At 71.0% G+C, this 19,103-nt stretch carries 7 protein-coding genes; 3 read left to right on the forward strand and 4 right to left on the reverse strand.

Annotation, left to right across the window (positions count from 1 at the left end; all coding sequences use genetic code 11):
* Positions 1-287: 287 nt before the first annotated feature.
* Positions 288-506: an MbtH family protein gene (locus N4G70_RS12330; protein WP_261712628.1), complete on the reverse strand. Its 219-nt coding sequence runs from the start codon at positions 504-506 to the stop codon at positions 288-290.
* Positions 507-1,487: 981 nt separating this feature from the next.
* Between N4G70_RS12330 and N4G70_RS12335 the strand changes: the two genes are divergently transcribed.
* Positions 1,488-1,841 (forward strand): hypothetical protein, encoded by a 354-nt coding sequence (locus tag N4G70_RS12335; RefSeq protein ID WP_261712629.1) that lies wholly within the window; start codon positions 1,488-1,490, stop codon positions 1,839-1,841.
* A 225-nt stretch (positions 1,842-2,066) separates the two neighbouring features.
* Here the strand turns inward: N4G70_RS12335 and N4G70_RS12340 are convergent, their stop codons facing one another.
* From N4G70_RS12340 to N4G70_RS12350, 3 genes are all read right to left on the reverse strand, one after another.
* Positions 2,067-2,798, reverse strand: coding sequence for a DUF2071 domain-containing protein (locus N4G70_RS12340; RefSeq protein ID WP_261712630.1), 732 nt, complete (start codon positions 2,796-2,798; stop codon positions 2,067-2,069).
* Positions 2,795-3,127: a metalloregulator ArsR/SmtB family transcription factor gene (locus N4G70_RS12345; protein ID WP_261712631.1), complete on the reverse strand. Its 333-nt coding sequence runs from the start codon at positions 3,125-3,127 to the stop codon at positions 2,795-2,797. The genes N4G70_RS12340 and N4G70_RS12345 overlap by 4 nt, the downstream gene beginning before the upstream one ends.
* Before the next feature lie 499 nt (positions 3,128-3,626).
* Positions 3,627-4,751: an FAD-binding oxidoreductase gene (locus tag N4G70_RS12350; RefSeq protein ID WP_261712632.1), complete on the reverse strand. Its 1,125-nt coding sequence runs from the start codon at positions 4,749-4,751 to the stop codon at positions 3,627-3,629.
* Positions 4,752-5,835: 1,084 nt separating this feature from the next.
* Here N4G70_RS12350 and N4G70_RS12355 point away from each other — a divergent pair.
* Both N4G70_RS12355 and N4G70_RS12360 read left to right on the forward strand, forming a co-directional pair.
* Positions 5,836-9,825 (forward strand): amino acid adenylation domain-containing protein, encoded by a 3,990-nt coding sequence (locus N4G70_RS12355; RefSeq protein ID WP_261712633.1) that lies wholly within the window; start codon positions 5,836-5,838, stop codon positions 9,823-9,825.
* On the forward strand, positions 9,825-19,100 hold the full coding sequence (locus N4G70_RS12360; protein ID WP_261712634.1) for a hybrid non-ribosomal peptide synthetase/type I polyketide synthase: 9,276 nt from the start codon (positions 9,825-9,827) through the stop codon (positions 19,098-19,100). Before N4G70_RS12355 ends, N4G70_RS12360 begins: the two co-directional genes overlap by 1 nt.
* The last annotated feature ends 3 nt before the right edge of the window (positions 19,101-19,103 follow it).

Raw genomic sequence — 19,103 nt, forward strand, 5'->3', positions numbered from 1 at the left:
CTCACACCCGGGCATCGGCCGGGACCCGTACCGGTTGGGTGATCCGGCACGAGAAGGGTCCGCCGCACACCGCGGTTCCGCGCGCGGCAGTGCACCGGTGGTCCGGACACGTCACGGTGAAGGACAGACGAGCAGTCGCGCGCATGCCTCATGACCAGCCCGTGCGCACACTCAGAACGATTTCGCTCGAGCCAGGCCGCGCCCGGCACCGTGCCGGAGGCGAAATCGGTACGCGGGGACGGGGGGCGCCGTTCGGCTCGGGAAGCGTCGGGGCCCCGCAGCGAGCGCTACCCTGCGTCGGCCTCCATGGCCCGGACCAGACTGGCGGGCCTCATGTCAGTCCAGGATCCCTCGATCGCGTCCAGACATTCCTGGCGCGACCCCTCCGGGCCGTCGGCCCGCCACCCACCCGGAATATCGAGGTGTGCCGGCCAGAGCGAGTGCTGGCCTTCCTCGTTCACCAACGTCACGAACCGCCCCGACTCATCGTCGAAAGGATTAGTCATGACCTACTCCCCCACCTTTTCTCGACTACCTTCGGAAAGTGCATGCCGTTCTCGTCAACGCGGCTCGGCGTGATACCACACAGTCAGCCCCACCTCGAAGCCCCCAGCCCCAGAGCCGCGAACCGACGGCACACCGTTGGCCGATCCACCAGTACCCCCCTTCGACGCGTTCACGCCAATCACCCTAGAGGAATTCGGCGACCGAGAAGCGCTCAACGTCCAATCAGCCAGGGGTACTTGGGGCGGCGTCTCACATAGTGAGTGTGGAGAGCGCCTTCCAGCAGGTCAGAGCTCTGGCGAGGCCGAGGCGGGCGGCGACGGGAGCCTCTCGCCGCTCGGTGGACACGCCGATACGGGATCTGACCGATCCGGAGGAAGCGAGCGGAGCACCGATGGCGATAAGGACAACTCGGCCGAGTTCCCGACCGATGCCGTGACCCTGTACGGGTCCACACCCGGAGGGACCTACCGGAACATCACCGCTGATCTGTGCATCAACCGGGCGAACCCGCGGGATCAGCTGCCGCGGGACGGTGAACGTCGTCGCATCGCGCGCACCCCGGCAGGAAGAAGCGCTCTCCCATCCGAACAGCTACCTCCCACAACCAGGCCACCACGTCCGCCTGGCCCAGCAGGGGACGGCCCAGGGCGGCCGCGGCACGGTCTCTCCGCGCCGTGAGATCCGGCATGCCCTCCAGGTACTTGGCCGCGCGCACTGACTCTTTCCGCCACCGCAGAAGAAGAACGTGCCCCGGCGCCCAGCGAAACCATCGAGCGCGGCACGCGGGGCCAGGTGCACTTCTCCCACATGCTCGCCTCGGTCCAGGTCGAAGTCACCCGCCCAAGCGAGAAAGAGCAGCTTCTTCCTGGTCAGGGAGCTGGACAGGTGCGGAAACTGCGTAGCTGGCGAGTTCACGAGGCCGGTATCGTCCGGTCTCCCGACCCGCTGTACCAGCGGCTTACGTTCAGAAAGCGATACGCATGACCAGCCAAGAAGCCACGACGACCCTGTGGCGCCCCACCGGCCCGAAGGAGCTGGAGCTGGTCCGGGAGCTCAACTGGCGTGCCTGGCCGCCCCGGCTGCCCGAGCAGCCGATCTTCTACCCGGTCCTCAATGAGGACTACGCGATCAGGATCGCGCGGGACTGGAACGTGAAGCACGATGGTGCTGGATTCGTCACTCGGTTCGAGGTCGAGTCGGCGTACCTGAGCCGGTATCCCATCCGGCAGGCCGGCGGGCAGACCATCCTCGAACTCTGGGTTCCGGCCGAGGAGCTGAACGACTTCAACGCCCACATCGTCGGCGAGATCCAGGTGACCCACGAATTCCGCTGAGGCGGGAGAGTTTGCTGAGGGACACGGCGCCCGATGCGATCGCCTGGGACGCAAACGGTGTGCTCACGGCGCCGGAGCCCTCCTGAGCCGAGCCCCGACACGCCACCGGCGCCGGGAGACCCGTGGGAACAGAGCCTGGCGCGCCCAGCCTTGTCCTGTGCCATCGACCATTCGACCATTCGTCCTTTGCGCTTCGGAGCGACTTCATGTCGCACGTTGAGCGATTCAGTGGGCGGCCAGGGCCATGGAGGGCAATGGTTCCCATCGGGCGGGGAGGTCTCGCATGACCAGGGCGGAGTCCAGAGTCGCGGTCCCGGGCGGGAAGAGGTTGGGGTCGTCGAAGAAGGAGGATGTGGCAGAGCGCACCCGGCAAGCCTCCATGCGCCAGGTGTCGGCGTGAAGCGCCATGCCGTCGAGGTGGCCGCCAGGTCGGGTGGTGGAGAATCCGCCGGCTTCGCCCTGGAAGAAGGTCGATGCTTCGTCCAGGTCGGTGAACAGTTCGCTGCCACTCAGCTCGTCGGCCAGGGAGACAGTAACTTCCAAGTGGGCAGCGCCATCCCTGGCATCGAAGGCGATGTGCAGCTCGTCCGGCGTCTCGTGGACCCGGAAGTCCGCCAACCGGTAGTCGCCGGGGAAGAGGCGGCCGCCCGCCGCCGCGTTGACGCGGGAGGCGGTGTCTCGACGCGGGATGTAGACGCCGGTTTCGATGCCATTCGGTCCGTCCCATTCGACGGCGAAGCGGTGGGCCGCGTTCTCGCTGCGCAGTCCGACTCCTTTGGGGGCCCAGGTGGGGCGGACCTTGCTGAGCCGAAGCATGCAGATGCTGGCGAGGGCGTGGCCGCGGATCAGGCGCGGACGCATCCGCGCGGGGAGCAGTCGCGCAACAGCCTCCGGATCAACTCTGTAGTTCACCAGGAGCCGGCGTTCGATGGTGCTGGAGAGCTGGGGCTGCATCATGCCTCATCGCTTTCTGTGGCGTGCCGCCACTTGGTGTGGCGGAGCACGATCTGCTCGGGACAGACGGCACTGAGAAACCGGCCTACGCCGATGGCGAGCCGGTCCTCCACGAGCGCGTAGATGATCCGGTTGCCATCTCGGCGCTCGGTGACCAGTCCCGCCTCCTTGAGCACCCTGAGGTGGCGCGAGATGGACGGCGTACTGATCGCGAACCGGCTCGCGATCCGTCCCGCCGGGAGCTCACCGCCTCGGAGGTGCTCCAGGATCTGTCGCCTCGTCGGATCGGCGAGGGCGCGGAACACCCCTGCCTCGTCATCTTCCTGAGTCATGTTAGATATTTAGCACAGTAGCTAAGTATCTAACAGGGGGTGGTCTCGAAGGATGTGTCGGCGTGACTTGACGAGTCACGGGATCCTCGTGGCTTCTCGACCGAAGAAGCGGTCAGCGCGAGGCGAGCACAAGGCCACTGAGGCTCGCGCTCACTCGCAACCGATTCCTCCTGACCTCTTCGGGGTGTTGCCGGAGGGTGTCGCGGGTGGTGATCCTCGCGGCAGGCCGGTGGTATGCGGTACGCGCAGGGTGGCGGATTGACCGCCGAGCGGCAGCAAGCGCGTGTGCGGATCCGTTTCGCGGCCGGGAACAGTGCCGACAGACAGTGCGAAGCGGATGGCTGGTCCGGAGTCCAGCGTCCATAGGCCTCCGGGTAGCGCCAACACAAGCGAGGGGCGCGGGCGTTTCGAGCCGTGTGGCGTCGCAATGGCAACGTGGCCGACGATCGTGATCAGGGGTTCGTATGAGAGGGGGCCGACCAGCGCCGGGCTCGAGTCGTCATGGGGAGAAGCGCTCCGGGCGGAAGTCCGCAAGGATCCCATCTCTTTTCCCGCTCAGGATCTCCGCAGCGAGCAGCTCGCCGATGACCGGCCCAAGCGTGATTCCGCTGTGGGCAACGGCCTCGTAGTAGCCCGGCACAGAGGGTAGGGCTCCCACCGAGGGGAATCCGTCAGCTGGGATGGGCCGGTTGGATACCCGTGTCTGGGTGATGCGGGAGTTGCTGAGGTCGGGGACGACGCGTCGCGCCGATTCGTGGAGCAGCCGTGCGAGTTCCGCTGAGTCTTCGCCGGTGTCGATGAGTGCGTCGATCTCCCGGCTGTGGAGAACCACCGAAGCATCTCCGTCAGGACGGATCTCGATGTGAGGCGCGTGCATGGGGCGGTGAACCGGGACCTGAGCACACTCGATGCGCGTGACAGCGCCGGGTTCCCAGCGCATCGGCAGGTGCCGTCCGACGAGCCCGGCGACGTGGGAGGCGCTGGGGCCCGCTGCGTTCACGACGACGTCGACGTCCAGGTGGCTCCCATCGGACAGAACGACTGTCCGAATGGCCCCGTCGGTATGGGTGCTGATGTCACGGACCGCAGTGCCGAATCGATGCTCGGCGCCGGCTGCGACGGCCAGGCGGACCAGGCAGCCGACGAGATGACGTCCGTGCACCCAGGCTTCGTCGGGATAGAACACGACCGGAACCTCGTCGGGAACGGCGAGAGCAGGTTCGAGGCGGCGGCGTACCTCGGTCCCCGTGCGCACCTCGACCCGGTAGTCCCAGCTGGTCAGCAGCGCGGCTGTTTCCAGGAGCTTCGCCTCCGCCACCGGATCATCTGCCCAACGCAGGTGGCCGCGGGGATACCACCACGATTTTGGCCCGATGGTTCTGGCGAGCTCTTGGTAGGCCGCCATGCTCGCGACGTTCAGGTCGAAGTAAGACCTGCGCACAGTCTTGTTGCTGGCGTTGACCCACGAGAAAGACCAGTTGGTGACGCCTTCACCCGGCTGACCCGCGTCGATGAAGACCACCTTGACGCCGTGCCGAGTCAGGTTCCAGCCCACACTGGATCCGAGGATGCCCACTCCGATGACAGCAACACGTTCAGGCCGCTTCATGGATCCGATCCGCACGAACGCCCCCTCCCCAGAGCACGGGCATTGCAAACTCCCACCACCAGCACGCGGCGCCCGACGGAACCCCTATGTGAGGCTTCAAAGAGCAGCTCCAGGGCATGGCCGCGTCGTCACTCTCAGCGGCACCCCGTCGGATCCCGGCCGCGTTCCGATAGCGGTCCGTCTGGTCCAGAGACGTTCCCGGTGTCGTGGGCATCGAGTCATCACCGCACGGTCCACGCGACATGGCAGTGTCATGAGCACCGAGTCGACACCATCCGACCCGCGCGACGCGACGACGAGCGCATGCCACGGGACGGCCCCCTGAGCAACAAAGCACCGTAAGCACGCCATCAGCAGCTGCAGGGGGCGTGCCGGCGCGGCAGTGAGCCCCGTGCGCGTCGGCCGGTGAGTCGTCCGGAGCGGTTGCGGAAGGTACCGGTCCGTGCCGCTGCCGACCCGCACCTAACAAGCCATCGAGTGGTACGCCCACGCGGTGGCTAGGGCGACGACCGGCCCTTCAGTAGGAATTCCCGACGGCACCTCCGAGGTCGAGCAAGGACTTCGTCCGGCGTATCGGGCATCGCAATAACAGCCCCCGCCACCTGAGGTCGGAGATTGCCTCAACCTGCCTCAGGAATCAGGCGAGATGCAATATTACGGCGGCCATCTTGCCCTTCCGTACCTTTCCCCTGGGCCGTTCGGGCAGAACGCCCGGTCGGCGGCGTGTCAGGGTGACACCCCCGGTCGAACGGCCATTGACAGACTCAGAAGCACTGATCAATCATCTCAACCACCGCTCGGGAGATCGAATCCAGCCACCAGCGCGGCCGTGCGATCGCTCGCGTACGGCACATCGGACCACGCGCCGGAATTCCCCCTGGAATCCCCCAACTCCCGCAGCACTTGCCGTGTTTATTTCCGTCCATTCAGTGCACTGCGGAGACGCATCGGCACGTGACAGACCCCGCGAGACATAAATCCAGTCCCGGCTGTGAAAAGGCATCCCGCAGAGGAAGAGCTGGCCTTGCCCGCGAACCAAGAATTGCGTCGTTCCATCCCCGAACCGCCCGGCACGACACCCCGGCGACGACCCGCGCCCATGCCCTCCGTGGACCGGACCGCTCCCCTGGCGCTGTCCTATGCGCAGCAGCGGCTGTGGGTTCTGTCGCAGATGCGGGGCGCGAGCGAGGCGTACCACATGCCCATGGCGGTGGAGCTGCGGGGCGCATTGGACCGCCCGGCGCTGGGCAGGGCGCTGGACGCGCTCGTCGCCCGCCACGAGGTGCTGCGTACCCGCTTGGTCGCCGTTGCAGGCGTGCCCTTCCAGCGGGTCGGCCCCGCCGACGCGGGCTTCCCCCTTGCGGTCACAGACCTCACCGGCGCATCCGATCCACAGGATCAACTCGCCGCGCTCCAGCGGGAGGAGGTCACCGCACCGTTTGACCTGGAGGGCGGACCGCTGGTCCGGGGGCGCCTGGTGGCGCTGGAGGCCGAGCGCCATGTCCTGCTGCTGACGCTCCATCACACCGTGTGCGACGGATGGTCGAAGTCCGTCGTGAACAAAGAACTCGGCGCGCTGTACGCCGCGTTCACAGCGGGCATCGATGACCCGCTGCCCGCGTTGCCCGTCCAGTACGCCGACTACGCGGCCTGGCAGCGGCAATGGCTCTCCGAGGGCGACGCGGAGCAGCAGAGGGCCCACTGGCAGAAGGCCCTCGCGGACGCGCCCGCACTCCTCGAACTGCCTACGGACCGGCCGCGCCCCGCCGAGCAGGACTACCGGGGCGCGCAGGTGCCGGTCACGATCGACGAGGAACTGACCGCCGCACTACGGGCGTTGGCCAAGCGAACCGGCAGCACCCTGTTCAAGACCGTGCTGACGGGCTGGGCGCTGACCCTTTCCCGCCTGGCGGGCACGGAGGACGTGGTGATCGGGGCACCGGCGGCCAACCGGACCCGTCCCGAACTCGAGGGTCTCATTGGTTTCTTCGTGAACACCGTCGCGCTGCGCGTCGACCTGTCGGGCGAACCGACGGTGGCGGACCTGGTGCGCAGGACGGATGCGGCCACGCTCTCGGCGCTCCACCACCAGGACCTGCCCTTCGAGCAGGTCGTCGAGGCGGTGAACCCGCCCAGGAACCTCGGCCACACCCCGCTGTTCCAGGCGATGCTGGCCTGGCAGAAAGCCACCGAGGAAACGCTGGAGCTGCCCGGCGTCGAGAGCGTGCCGCTGGAGTTCCCGCGCTACACCGCCGCGTTCGACCTGACGCTCTGCCTCACGGCGCGGGACGGCCGCGTCACGGGGGAGCTCGACTACGCGACCGCGCTCTTCGACGCGGCGACCGCCGAGCGGCACGTACGCCAACTGCTGCATGTACTGCGGCAGATGGCCGACGACCCGCGGCGGCCCGTCGCCGCCCTGACCCTCCTGGACGAGCGGGAACTCCACCAGATCCTGGTGGAGTTCAACGACACCGAGCTGGCGCCGAACCCCACCGGTCTCGTGGAGCGGTTCGAGGCGCGTGTGCGGGAGCGGCCCGACCAGGTCGCCGTGGTCCACGAGGGGGAGCGGCTCGACTACGCGACGCTCGACCGGCGTGCCAACCGCGTCGCGCAGGCCCTGATCGCCCGGGGCGTGCGCACCGATGGGGTCGTGGGGCTGCACATGGGCCTCTCGGTCGACCTGGTGGTCGCCATGCTCGGCGTGCTCAAGGCGAGCGGCGCCTACCTGCCGCTCGACCCGGCGCTCCCCCACGAACGCCTCGCCACCATGGTGGCCGACTCGGACGCCGTGCTGGTTCTGAGCGACACGGACGGCGCCGCCGCGCCGCGTGCGACGCCCCAGGACGGCACCGCCCCGGGTCCCGGTGACCGCGCGCCGGTGACTCCCTGGCTGCGGCTGGCCTCCGTCGAGGCCGACGCCCCGCGCGACGACGCACCCGGGACGCCCTACCGGCCGGACGACCTCGCGTACGTCATCTACACGTCGGGGTCGACCGGTCGCCCCAAGGGCGTCGCGGCCACTCACCGGGGCATCCTCAACCTGCTGGACTACTGGAGCGAGGAGTTCGGCGCGACGCCGGGGCTACCGTCCGCGATGTGGCCGAGCTTCGCGTTCGACGCCTCGGTGCAGGAGTTCCTGCTGCCGCTCACCACGGGCGGCGTGCTCCGGCTCGTACCGCAGGACGTGCGCGAGGACCCCGAGACGCTGACCGCCTGGATGCGAGAGCACCGCATCGTGGACATCCTGCTGCCGCCCTCCTTCGTGCGGTGGATCTGCGAGGCTCCCGAGGAGCGGCTGGAGGGCCTCGCGCTGCGCTGCGTCCGCACCGGTCTGGAGCCGCTGCCCGAGGACGCGCTGCACCGCATGGAGCGGGCCCTGCCGGGGTTGCGCGTGCTCAACGGTTACGGGCCCACCGAGACCGCGCTGTACTGCACCGCCCAGCTCGACCCGCAGCCGCTGCCGCGCCAGGCGCCGATCGGCCGCCCGGTCGCCAACACCCGGGCGTACGTGCTGGACGAGCGGCTGCGGCCGGTGCCGATCGGCGTCGCGGGCGAGCTGTACATCGCGGGTTCCGGCCTGGCCCGCGGCTATCTGAACCGGCCGGCCCTGACCGCCGAGCGGTTCGTGCCCGACCCCTTCGTGCCCGGCGCGCGCATGTACCGCAGCGGTGACATCGTCCGCTGGCTGCCCGACGGCCAGTTGCTCTACGTCGGCCGCCGCGACCACCAGGTCAAACTGCGCGGCTTCCGGATCGAGCTCGGCGAGATCGAGGCGACGCTCCTCGAACAGGAGGGCGTGAGCGAGGCCGCGGTCCTCGCCGACCGTGACGCCGCCGGTGAACCGCGGCTGGTGGCCGCCGTCGGGGTGGGCGGCGCGCGGCCCCGGCCGGTGGCCGAGTGGCGCGCCGCGCTCGCCCTTCGCCTGCCAGGGCACATGATCCCCGCGGTCTTCGTCGAGCTGCCGAGGCTGCCGGTCACCGACAACGGCAAGCTGGACCGCGCGGCACTTCTGGCTCTGGCGCACACCGGCGTCCCCGCCCAGGTGAACCAGGCGACTCCGCGCGACCACATCGAGCTGACGCTCTATCAGATATGGCAACGGGTCCTGCTGCGACGCGAGATCGGCATCCGCGACGATTTCTTCGACATCGGCGGCACCTCCATCTCGGCCATCAAACTGGCCCATGCGGTCCGGGAGGCGTTCGGCGAGGCCCTGTCGGTCCGCGACGTCCTGCTGCACCCGACCATCGAGGACCTGGGCAGACGGCTGCGCCGGGGCGCGTCCGGCCCGCCGCCGGGCAACCTCCTGGACTTCCGCGCGGGCGACGGGGGCGCCAGGGTCGTCTGCGTCCATCCGGCGGGCGGCACCGCCTTCTGCTATCTGTCGCTGGCCAAGGCGCTGCCGGACTCCCTGGGCGTCCACGGCATCCAGTCGCCCGGCGTCAACCCCGGCGAGCCGTTCCTGCCCACGGTCGAGGCCATGGCCGCTTCGTACCTGGAGCTCATCACCCCACTGCTCGACGCGCCGCTCGTCCTCACGGGTCTCTCGTACGGCGGTCTGGTCGCACACGAGATGGGGCGCCGCCTCGCCGCGGCAGGACACGACGGAGTGAGCGTGGTGCTGCTCGACACCCAGGGCACCGACGATCCGGGGCGCCGCGCCGCCGTCACACCGGTGGACATGGCGGAGTTCCGCGACAAGCTGGTCAAGTTCAACGGGATGTACCCGGGCATCGACGACCGGCAGATCGAGCAGTACTTCCACATCTACAACCACAACCGGCTCACGGCCGCCTCCCACATACCGGCGCCGACATCCGCGCGCACGGTCCTGATGCAGGCCGTCGAGGGCGCGCCGGGACCCCTGCTGGAGGAGGTGCGGGGCTTCTGGCGCCGTCGCGCCGAAGGCGACTACCGGGTGGAGCCGGTGCGGTGCGACCACTGGGAGATGCTGGAGTCCGAAGCGGTCCTCCAGGTGGCCGCGACGATCGAGGCGGAGCTGACGGACCTGGTGGCCGGGCCGCCGCGCCTGTCCGCGACCACCCCACGGACCGCCGGTGCCGGCTCCGCACGGGAGAACTACTGATGGGCGCCGCACCGCTCTCCCCCGCCCCCTCCCTCGCCGGCGCCGTACTGGAGCGGGCTCGCCGCCACCCGTCGGCCCCCGCGCTCATCGACGGCGACCACACCCTGGACTACGCGCACCTCGACACCGCGAGCGCGGCCGTCGCCGACGCCCTGTACCGGCACGGTGTACGGCCGGGACAGGCGGTCGCGGTCTGCCTGCCGCGTTCCTGGCGGCTGGTCTGCGCCATGCTCGGCATCCTGCGACTGGGCGCGGTGGTCGTTCCCCTGGACGCGCAGAGCCCGCCCGAGCGGCAACGCCACATCCTGACCGACTCGGCGAGCGTGGCGGTGCTCCACGGCGCTCCGGCGCCCGAGGGACTCCCCGAGGGCGTACGGCCCCTGCCGGTCGACGAGCTCCTCTCCGGCGGCGCGGGCTCCTCCGCGCCGGATCCGCGCACCGTGCCGCAGGGCGCCGCACCGGTCTCCTTCGTCTTCTACACCTCGGGCAGCACAGGAGTACCCAAGGGCGTCGAGGTGCGGGACGCGGGGATCATGCGCCTCGCCCACCCCGGGTACATCGCTCTGCGCGAGGGCGCCCGCTACGCGTGCCTGTCCAACCCCGCCTTCGACGCGCTCAGTTTCGAGGTCTGGGTGCCGCTGCTGACCGGCAGCTGCTGTGTGATCGTCGACGACGAAACGGCGCAGACCCCCGACGTACTGGCGGCCGAACTGGAGCGGCTGCGCATCGACACCCTCTTCGTCACCGTCGCGCTGTTCAACGCGGTGGTCGACCAGGTGCCGCACTGCTTCGCCGGCGTCGGCCAGGTGCTGGTGGGCGGGGAGCAGCTGAACGCCCGGCTGATCCGCCGCTGGTACCGGTCCAACGTCACCAGTGCCACCCAGCTCTACAACGTCTACGGCCCCACGGAAGCCACCACGTTCGCGCTGTGTCACCCCATCCCCCGGGACTTCGCGGGCGATGTGGTGCCCATCGGTCGTGCGCTGCCGGGCACCGAGGCCCTCGTGCCGGCCGAAGGCAACCGCCCTGCCGAGCCCGGTGAAACCGCCGAACTGTGCCTGGCGGGCGAGGCGTTGGCCGTCGGCTACCGCAATCTCCCCGAGGAGACCGCGCGCCGCTTCGTCACCCTGGAGCGGCCCGACGGCACGCCGGTGCGCCACTACCGGACCGGCGACCTGGTCCGGATCGACGCCGCAGGGAACGTCGAGTACGTCGGGCGCGCCGACCGCCAGGTCAAGGTGCGCGGCTTCCGCATCGAACCGGGCGAGCTGGAGCGCCGGATCGTGGCGCACCCCGCGGTCCGCCAGGCGTACGTCTGCACCCGCCGCGACGCGAACGGCGTCAACGAACTGCTCGCGTACCTGACCCTTGGCTCCGCGTTGTCCTTCGACGACTTCCACCGGCACCTGGACGCCGCACTGCCCACGTACATGCGCCCCCACCGGACCTACCTGGTCGACGAGTTGCCGCTCAACGCCAACGGCAAGGTCGACCGGGAGGCCCTGCTGCGGCAGGACGCCCCACCGTGGCGGCGCACCGAAGCCGCCCGGACCGGTGACGTACGCACCACCCGGCAGCGGGAGGTTCTCGCCCTCGCGGAACGGACCCTCGGGATCGAGGGCCTGTGCCTCACCGACCGCTGGATCGCCTGCGGCGGAGACTCGCTCAAGGCGCTGCGGCTGCGCTTCGAGGCACGCCGTCTCTGGGGCTGCGACCTGCCCCCGTCCCTGGTCCTGCGGGGCGACTTCGCCGAGCTGGCGGCAGCGACGGAGGCAACCGCCTCCCCCTACCCCGATGTACCCCCGCCGGCGCCGACCGGCCCGGCGGGTCCGCGCACCGCGCCCGCCACCTCCGAGCAGCAGCGGCTCTGGCTCCTGCAACAGCGCGATCCGGCGTCCCTCGCGTACAGCGTGCCGATGGTCTTCCGCGTCGACGGCGCTGCCGACGTCACCGCGCTGCGCGACGCGCTGCGACGCCTCGTGGCCCGCCACCCCGCGCTGCGCACCTCCTTCACCGCCACGCCCGAGGGCCTGGTGCAGACGGTGAACGAGCCGTACGACCCGTGGACCGAGCCTCCGGCGGAGGCCCTGTGCGACGCGGCGGGCCGAAGGGCCTTCACCGACCGGCTGTTCGCCACGCCCTTCGACCTGGCACGGCCCCAGTTGTTCCAGGCGTGCTGGCTGCCCCGTCCGGACGGCGGCGAACTATATGTGCGCATGCACCACATCGCGGTCGACGGCTGGTCGCTCAACGTGCTGTTCGGCGAGCTGTCGGCCGACTACGCGGCAGCCGCCGGCCGCGCGCCCCAGGCAGCCCCGCGATCGGCCACCACACGGCCGGCCCCGACACCGCTCGACCACGCCCGCTGGCAGTCCGAGTGGTTCAGCCGCGACGCCTACCGCACCCAGCGGTCTGAACTGGCCACCCTCTACGGCGAGTTGACGCACGACGGGCCCGGTGCGGCTGACACGGCGCCTCTGGAGCCAATCCACCCGCCGGCCGGCCCCATGGGGCGACTGCTGCACACCTCCCTCGACTCGGGCCGTCGCACCGCGCTCGACCGGCTCTGTACCGACCTCGGCCTCACCCGCTTCCACCTCCTCCTGGGCGTCTACGCCTGGAGCCTGTACGGAGCCACGGGCCGCACCCGGCCACGGATAGCCGCGCCGGTGGCCAACCGGCCCGTGCAGGACTTCGAGTCCAGCGTCGGCATGTTCGCGAACACCGTGCTGCTCCCCCTGGATGTGGCCCCGCGCGAGCACCTGCGCTCCCAGCTGCTGCGGTACGGCGCCGCGGCGCAGGCGGTCCTGGACCGCCAGGACGTGGCCCTCGCCGACGTCGTCACCGACCTGCCGGGCCCTGGGGGCAGCACGCCGTTCGACTTCATGTTCGTCCTGGAGAACACCGACTTCGACACGCTGGCGCTGCCTGGCTGCGACGTCCGACCGCAGTGGCGGGCACCGGTCGACGCGAAGTGTCCCCTGACCCTGTCGGTGGTCGAGCGGGCGACGGGCTTCGACTGCCTGTGGGAGTACGACGCCCGCCACTTCGACGCGGCCGAAATGGCGGCGCTGGCCGAGCTGTTCGAGCACGGCATCGAGGCGCTCACGGCCGGCGCCGACCGTCCGCTGGCCGAGCTGGTGGCACCGTTGCGCCGTCGGCTGCCCGAGCCGGGGCGCGCCAACCCGGCGCCGCTCGCCCACGCCACCGTCGCCGAGGGCTTCGCCCTTCAGGTGCTGCGCACACCCGAGGCGCCCGCACTGGTGCACGCGGGCGGCACCCTCACGTATGCCCAACTGGATGCGAGAGCCGGCGCGTTCGCCGCCGAGCTCCAGCGGCTGTACCCACTGGCTCCGGGAGACACCGGCCCCCGCAGTGTCGCGCTGTACCTCCAGCCCTCGCCCGAACACGTGGTGGGGCTGCTGGCACTGGCCCGGCTGAACCTGACCATCGTGCCGCTCGACCCCGCCTATCCGAAGGAGCTGCTGCGGCAGATCCTGGCCCAGGTCGAGCCGCTGTGCGTGCTGGTGCCACCTCAGGACGCGGACACCCTCGACGCCATCGCTCCGAGTGGTCTGCCGCGGCACCGGGTCCCCTCGGTGGACCGCGTTCCGGCGGTCGCCCCCGCACTGCCGCCGCATGACGGCCGACGGCCGCTGTACACCCTGTTCACCTCGGGCTCCACCGGCACTCCCAAGGGCGTCCAGGTGTCCGACCGGACGCTGTGCAACCTGCTGCAATGGCAGCGCGACTCCGGGGGCCTGCGAGCCCCCGCGGTCACCCAGCAGTTCTCCATGCTGTCCTTCGACGTCTCCTTCCAGGAGATCTTCACCACGCTGTGTGGCGGCGGCGCGCTGCATCTGGTGCACCCCTCGTGGCGCCATGACGCGCCCGCCCTGCTCGACCAGCTCGAAGCGGCCGGTACCGAGCGCCTGTTCCTGCCGTACGTGGCCTTGAACCTGCTCGCCGAGCACGGTGTGCGGCTCGGCCGCTACCCCTCCCGGTTGCGCGAAGTGATCACCGCGGGCGAGCAATTGCTGTGCACCGACGCCATCCGCCGCTGGTTCGCCAAACTGCCCGGCGCCCGCCTGTTCAACCATTACGGGCCGACCGAGACCCATGTCGTCAGCGGCCTCTGCCTGGACGGCGATCCCGCCCACTGGCCGGAGCGCCCGGCCATCGGCAGGCCGGTGACGGCTGCCTGGCTGCGGGTGGTCGACGAGGCGGACGAGCCCGTACCACCGGGTCGCACCGGCCGCCTGCTCATCGGCGGGCCGATGGCCGCGCCCTGCTATCTGGGCGACCCGCGGCTCAACGCGGAGCGCTTCGTCGAACTGCCGGGCCTGGGAACCTTCTACCGCAGCGGCGACCTGGCCCACTTCGACCGGGACGGCCTGCTGCACTACGAGGGCCGCGACGACCAGCAGATCAAGCTCAGCGGCCACCGCCTGGAGCTGGGCCAGGTCGAGGCGGCACTGCTGCGCCACCCCGACGTCGTCAACGCGGTGGTGGTACGGGACGGTGAACGGCTCGTGGCCTGCCTGGAGTTCCGCGCGGGGACCACGGCCCAGGACCCGGCTCCGGGCCCTACGGGCGCGGAGCTGACACGCCATCTGGCGCCCCTGCTACCGCCGTACGTACGGATCGACCGCTTCCGGCGCCTGGCGAGGCTGCCGCTCACACCGAGCGGCAAACTGGACCGCCGCGCCGCCCTGACCGCGCCCGGTGACGAACTGCGGTCGCCGGGCGCCGGCTCCCAGGACCCGTCGGTCCTGTCGCCGCGCGAGGCCCGGCTGACCGAACTGCTCACCGAACTGCTCGGCCGGACCGTCGCACCCGATGAGCGCTTCTTCGACGCGGGCGCCTCCAGCCTCGATCTGATGCGCTTCCAACTGCGCTGCACCGCCGAGCCCGGTCTCAGCTTCACCGTCCCCGACCTGTTCGAGCACGTCACCATCCGCCGTCTCGCCGCTTTCCTGGACGGTGCGCGATGTACGAGCGACACGGTCCGCCCCGCGCCCGCCACGGCGGACGATCCGATCGCCGTCATCGGCATGGCCGTACGGCTGCCGGGCGCCGACGACCTCGCCTCCTTCTGGGAGATGGTGCGGACCGGAGCACGCGGCGTGGAGCACTTCGAAGCGGCCGACGGACTGGTGGGCGCCCGTAGTCAGATGTCGGGCCTTCTCTCCTTCGATCCCGAGCACTTCGGCATCAGCCGCCAGGAGGCGCGGCTGATGGATCCGCAGCAGCGCCATCTGCTCATGAGTTCCGTACAGGCGCTGGCCCATGCCGGGATCGCGGACCCGTCCGGGCAGCGCATCGGGCTCGTCGCCGGCTGCGGCGAGAACACCTACTTCCAGTCCCTGCTGCGCGAGGCCGACCCGGAGCAACTGCCGGACGGCTTCCAGTTGGCGCTCCACCACGACAAGGACTTCCTCACCACCAAGGTCGCCTACCACCTCGATCTGACGGGCCCCGCGTTCACCGTGCAGGCGGCGTGCGCCAGTTCACTGGTCGCCGTGCACGTCGCGGCGGGGCTGCTGCGCCAGGGCGAGGCCGAGATCATGCTCGCGGGCGGGGTACTCGTCGACACGCTCCTGACCGGTGGCTACACGTACCGCCCTCAGCACATCTTCTCTCAAGACGGTCACTGCCGGCCCTTCAGCGACGACGCCGACGGCACGATCGGCGCCAGCGGTGTCGGTGTGGTCGTACTCAAGCCGCTGCGCCTCGCACGGCGCGACGGCGACACCGTGTACGCGGTGGTCACGGGGTCGGCCCTGAACAACGACGGTGCGGGCAAGCTCAGTTACAGCGCACCCTCGCTTCCGGGCCAGCGCGAGGTGATCCGCGCAGCCCTGCGCCGCAGCGGCCGCGACAGCGCCGACCTGGGATACGTCGAGGCGCACGGCACGGGCACCCGCCTCGGCGACCCGGTCGAGGTCGGCGCGCTGCGCCAGGCGTTCGACCTCGCCGAAGCCGACCGATGCGCGCTGACCTCGGTGAAGAGCCAGATCGGCCATCTGGGCGCCGCGGCGGGAGTGGTGGGTCTCGTACGGGCCTCGCTCGCCGTCCACCACGGGCTGATCCCGCCCAACGTCGGCTTCCGCACCCTCAATCCCCAGATCGGCCCCGACACGGCGCCGTTCTACGTCCCGGCCGAGGCCGCGGCCTGGCCCGCTGGGCGGCCCCGGGTGGCCGCGGTGAGCAGCTTCGGCATCGGCGGCACCAATGCCCATCTGGTGCTCGAAGCAGGCGGAACGCCGGAGCGGCAGGACTTCGAACTGCCTTTGATTCCCTGCCTGTTGCTCTCCAGCACCAGTGCTGCCGGGCTGCGTACCGACGCCGCCCGCATCGCCGACTACCTTCAGGCACGGCCCGAGGCGTACGCCCTGGTGCTCCGCCATCTGCAAGCGGGGCGGCCCGCGCGCCGCCTGCGGGCCGCGGCGGTCTGCGCCGACGCGTCCGCGGCGGTGGCCTGGCTGCGTACGGTGTCCGGTGTCGAGGTGACGGCGCGCGGGGAGGAGTGCCGCGCCGTGGAGCACACGGCCGGTGACGTGGTGACCGCATGGCTGTCCGGCCGGGCGGTCCGCTGGCCCGCCGGACCCGCGGGAGCGCCCTGGGACTTCCCGCCGCCGAGCTTCGCGCTGGCCGAGTACGACTTCGAGCGTGCCACCGCCCCGGTCGGGGACGGCGGAAGCCCGCAGCGCCTGCCCGAGGCCGACTGGCTGCACCAGCCGCACTGGGTCCGGCTGAGCCGTGCCGTCTCCGCGGCCGGGCCACGGATGGCGGGAGTGCTGGTGGCGATGACCGCCACCCCCCTGCCGTCCGACGCTCTGGCCCCCTTCGACGCGGCCTACGACCGGGTGGTGCGCGTCAGCGCCGCCGACGCCTTCGCCCACCTCGCGGACGATGTCTACGAGGTGGACCCGGCCGACCCCGATTCACTGCGACAGCTGCTTGACGCCCTCGCTCCGGCGTCGGCCGATGCGCACGAGGTCGGAGTCGACTGGCTGCACGCCCTGCCGCTGGCGGTCGGTGGGCCGGTCGGCGAGGAGTCGCTGGAGCACGCCCGCTGGGCCTGCCTGGACACCCCGGCCGCCCTGCTGCGGGCGGTCGGCGAGCTGTCGCGGCCGGTACGGCTGCGGACCTGGTGGCTCTCGTACGGGGCCCAGCCGGCCGAAGGCGGCGTGCGGCGGCCGGAGTTGGGGCTGCTCGCGGGCGCGGGAGAAGTGGCACCACAGGAGTGTGCCCTCCCAGGACACTGGGTGGACCTTCCCGTCGCGGACCCGGCCGACTGGAGCGGGGCGCTGGCGGCGCTGCTCGCCGGGGCGGACGCCGCGTCGGAACTGCCCCGGCGCCTCGCGCTGCGGCAGGGCTACTGGTGGCGCCAGGCGCTGCTGCCGGTGTCCGCCCCCGACACGGCGACGCCGTCCGTGCTGCCCGCCGCCCCGGCCACGTACCTCGTCATCGGCGGCACGGGAGGCATCGGCCGCTCCCTGGCCGCGTGGCTCCTCGCGCACTCCGAGTGCCGGGTCGTCCTGCTCTCCCGCGGTGCGCGGCTGCCCGCGGATCTCGCCCAGTGGGCGGACCGTGTCGAGCTGGTCCAGGCCGATCTGGCCGAGGACGCGCTCGATGCGATCCTCGCCCGGATCGCCTCGCACACAAGGAGGTCCGGCGGGATCGACGGTGTGGTGCACGCCGCGGGCTCGGCGGGCGGCGGTCTGATCTCCGGGCGCGACAGCGCGGCGATGCGGCGGGCCACGGCCGCCAAGCTGCGCGGCACTCTGCTGGTCGAGCGGCTGATCGAGGACTACCGGCCGGGCTTCGCGGCGTACTGCTCGTCGATGTCAGCGCAGTACGGCGGGATCGGCCAGTTCGACTACGCGGCCGCCAACGGTCTTCTGGACGGCTTCGCCCGGTACCGCTCAGAGGCCACCGCCACCACGCTGCGGATCGGCATCGGCTGGGACGTCTGGAGCGAGGTCGGCATGGCCCGGGACGCCCTGCGGTCGGACGCCCGCCACCAGGAACACCTGGCGGTCGGTCTCGCGGTCAAGGAGGGTCAGCGGCTGTTCGCGCGAGCGCTGCACCTTCAGCTTCCGCACCTTCTGGTGTCCACGACCGACATCGAGCGGACCAAGCACTTCTACGCCCCGCCGGCCGCGCCGGACGCGGTGCCGCGCGCACGGCGCACACCCGCCACGCGGGATGCGGATCGACGGGGAGAGACCGCCGCCCGGCTCAGCGGCTGGCTGCGCGGCTGGCTGGGGCTCGACGAGATCGACCCGGAGGTCTCGCTGTACGACCACGGCGTCGATTCGCTGACCATGCTCGACCTCGTCGCCAAGGTCGAGCAGCACTACGGCGTCGTCCTCGAACTCTCCCAACTGGGCCATCGCATCAGCCTCAACGGTGTGCTGACCCTCATCGGGGAAGCCGGGGCCGCCGGTGCCGGTGCGGCTCCCCCTGCGGACCAGGTGCCCATCGAGGTGTGGCAGGAGGGCACCGGGAATGATGTGGTGTGCCTGATCCATCCGGTCGGCGGGGACGTTCAGGCCTACCGTCCGCTCGTGTCGGTCCTCGACCCGCACCTGACGGTCTGCCTGATCGCCGACCCCGCGCTGCGCAACCCCGACCGGCCTGCCTGGTCGCTGGCCGAACGGGCCCGCCACTACCACGCCGCGCTGCGTGCCCGCTTCCCGCACGGTCGGTGGCGCTGGCACCTCGCGGGCTGGTCGTTCGGCGCCTGGGTGGCACACGCCGTGGCGGCCGAGGCGGAGGCGGCCGGCCACCCGGCTGCCGGGCTCCACCTGCTCGACCCACCGCCGCCCGACGCCGGGCCGCACTTCCTGGCGTACGACGAAGCACGGTACGCGGCGGTCTTCGCGCACGAGCTGAGCCAGGGCGGCACGGGACAGGACGGCACGGACAGGGACCTCACCGGAACCGGACCGAGCCCCGAGGCGCTGGCGTACGCCGAGCGTCTCGCGCGCTGCTGCCGGGGCAACGTCGCCGCGATGGCACACCACCACCCGCCCCGGCTCACCCGCACGCCCAGCCGCCTGTGGCTCGCGACCCGCCCGGTGGACGGCCTGCCGGTGCTGGGCCCCCCGGAGGAGCAACGGCGGCTGTGGGAGGAGCGGTTGTCACCGCTCGACGGCTTTCACGAGCTCGACACCACCCACTACGGGGTCGTCAGGGACCCATGGGTACGGGCGGTGGCCGACGCCGTCAACACCGCGACCGCGACGGTTGCCGAGCCCCGCTGAGAG

The organism is Streptomyces sp. ASQP_92, assembly GCF_025399895.1.
In the GTDB taxonomy this organism is placed as follows: Bacteria; Actinomycetota; Actinomycetes; order Streptomycetales; family Streptomycetaceae; genus Streptomyces.